General features: G+C 52.8%; 3 protein-coding genes. All 3 read left to right on the forward strand.

Going from position 1 to position 2,254, the window contains the following annotated elements:
* The first annotated feature begins 120 nt into the window (after positions 1-120).
* The 3 genes from ACOYNV_RS27695 to ACOYNV_RS27705 all read left to right on the forward strand — a co-directional run bounded on the left by ACOYNV_RS27695 (position 121) and on the right by ACOYNV_RS27705 (position 1,991).
* On the forward strand, positions 121-861 hold the full coding sequence (locus ACOYNV_RS27695) for a hypothetical protein (RefSeq protein ID WP_422903044.1): 741 nt from the start codon (positions 121-123) through the stop codon (positions 859-861).
* Positions 862-886: 25 nt separating this feature from the next.
* Entirely contained in the window at positions 887-1,285 is a 399-nt protein-coding gene (locus ACOYNV_RS27700; protein WP_422903045.1) for a hypothetical protein, read from the forward strand.
* Between the two features lie 112 nt (positions 1,286-1,397).
* Positions 1,398-1,991: a glycoside hydrolase family 108 protein gene (locus ACOYNV_RS27705; RefSeq protein WP_422903046.1), complete on the forward strand. Its 594-nt coding sequence runs from the start codon at positions 1,398-1,400 to the stop codon at positions 1,989-1,991.
* Positions 1,992-2,254 lie beyond the last annotated feature (263 nt).

The raw sequence follows: 2,254 nt of genomic DNA on the forward strand, positions 1-2,254 counted from the left end.
GCGAATTCTGGACGCTCTACGATTCGGACATGGAGTTTCCAGCCTAACCCGGAAAACGGGCGGCAAGTACCCGCTTGCCGCCAGCCACAATAGCGCCTTCTCCTAACCAATGGCGCAAGCATGTCCACACCTGATAGCTCGCCAAAACGAATTCAACCCGGCGATACGGCACGCTTCACTTTTGACAGCGAGCAATGTTCCGGCATTGCGCTATCGGTCACGCCAGAATTCCTTGTTGTCGATTCGGCCTACGGTGAAATAAATGTGCCGTGGATGGATTATCTTGGTTTCACGCCTGAGAACTATTCAGCGCCTGCGGTAGGGCCTTCGCTCCCGCCAGTGCAGCCAGTTCAGCCCATTCAACAGGTTCAACCAGTTCAGGTTATCCAGCAGATTACCCCGCCGTCCGAGAGTGACGCAGAGTCAAAGCGCGCCGGTATTGACTCCATCCTGATTCAATCCGGGTTTGATCCTGGAATCGAATACATCCGCGCAAACTACGGTGAGCACTGGAATAAACGCGATATTCAACAAATTCCTGTAGAAATTCCAGTTATTCAGCCTGATTTGTCGCCTCTAATCGAAGGTTTCCGCCTGGCTGTAGCAGAGCTTACCCAGGCGCACGCCGCGCAACTCAGCGGACTGGAATCTGCCATTACCCGGCTGGCTGAAAAAAATACCAGAACAGATGAAATTCAGACGGCGCTGATTGCCGCGCTGACCGAAGCGCGCAAGCCTGTCGAAATCAACCTGAAGCTTGAAATGCCGGAACAGCGCGCCAAGCGCTTTGTTGCCGAAAAAGACGGTGACGGGCGAATGACACTATCCGAAATCCCTTCAACCGAAGCAAAGATTCACTGACCAAACAATTCAGAATCGAACCGACATGACCGATCCAGTAAATCACATTGACCGCAGAGTAGGCGGATTAGAGCAGAGCCACACCTTCCTGAAGGAAGCGCTCGGGGGCATGTCCGGGAAGTTGGACTTGATATTAGTCCAGATCACGAAGGTCGCCGTGTTGGAGGAGAAATCCTCAGTTCAGCAAATCGACATCAACCGTGCGCACAACAAAATTTCGACTGTTGAGATTAAACACGACTTGATGATCAAGGCGCTTGAGGACAAGCACGATGATTTTGCAAAGATAGTTTTAGACTTTATTGCATTCACAAAAGGCCTGACCAAGCTTGCTTATATTCTGTGGTCGTCGCTCGGTAGCGTCGTGTTCTTGATTCTTATCAAAATCCTTTTCTTTGCCGGTAATGCCGGGTTTACCCCTTGAAGTGGGTGCTCTACGGAATCGCAATCGCATTACTCCCAGCGGTCTTGCTGGGGATTTGCTATTTCTTGGTGGCGGACTGGCTTGCTGAAAAAATGGGAAAGTTGGGTGGAAAATGAAGCGCTTTACTGACTGCCTGCAGCACGCACTGACGCTGGCCGAAGGGTTCACGGACAATCACGTCAACCCGGGCGGCGCGCGCAACTTTGGTATCACGCAAGCGGTTTACAATAGCTGGAATGCGCTCAGGGGCTTGCCGTTGCTCTCGGTGCGCGAGATTACGCCCGCTGATGTGCGCGACGTCTACAAAGAGCGCTACTGGACTGCCTGCCGCTGCGAAGACCTACCGAGCCCGCTGGACCTTGTTGTCTTCGATACGGCCATTGCCCACGGAGTTAACCGGGCGATCAAGTGGCTGCAGCACTGCGTAGGCGTGCCGGCTACCGGAATTTTATGCGATGCGACAATGTACGCCATCAAAGGGATTGCCATTGACCGGCGCATTGATCATCTGGTCGAGTCCTACCTTGACGCCCGCACTGCATTCTACGCAGGAGAAATCGCGCGAGACCCTTGTAAAAAAATCCGGGCGAAAGAGTGGTCGCACAGAATGAACACGCTGCAAGGCGAAATTGGCGACAGCCATAGCGATAACCACGCCAAGCATCCAGCGATTAAGGCGCATCTCCCCAAGCAGTTCTGCTTTTAGTTCGCGCAAATCGGATCGCAACAAGGCGGTATCCGTCTTTGTTGCCAGCGTAGTATCCATCGCATCAGCAAGCGTTTCCTTCTGGATTTCAACCAAGGCAGAGGCAAGCTCGCGCGAAGCACCGGCTTTTTCAAGTCGTTCAACATATCTTAGCGTATCAAATGTAACGGCACTCATTCGCTTCTCCTGTGCATTGCTGTCCCTTTTCTCGCAGTATAGCCCATGCGGAAAACAGCCCCTAATCCGCGCTTTCCACTGCGTAC

It is taken from the genome of Propionivibrio sp. (genome assembly GCF_049316945.1).
Lineage (GTDB): Bacteria > Pseudomonadota > Gammaproteobacteria > Burkholderiales > Rhodocyclaceae > Propionivibrio.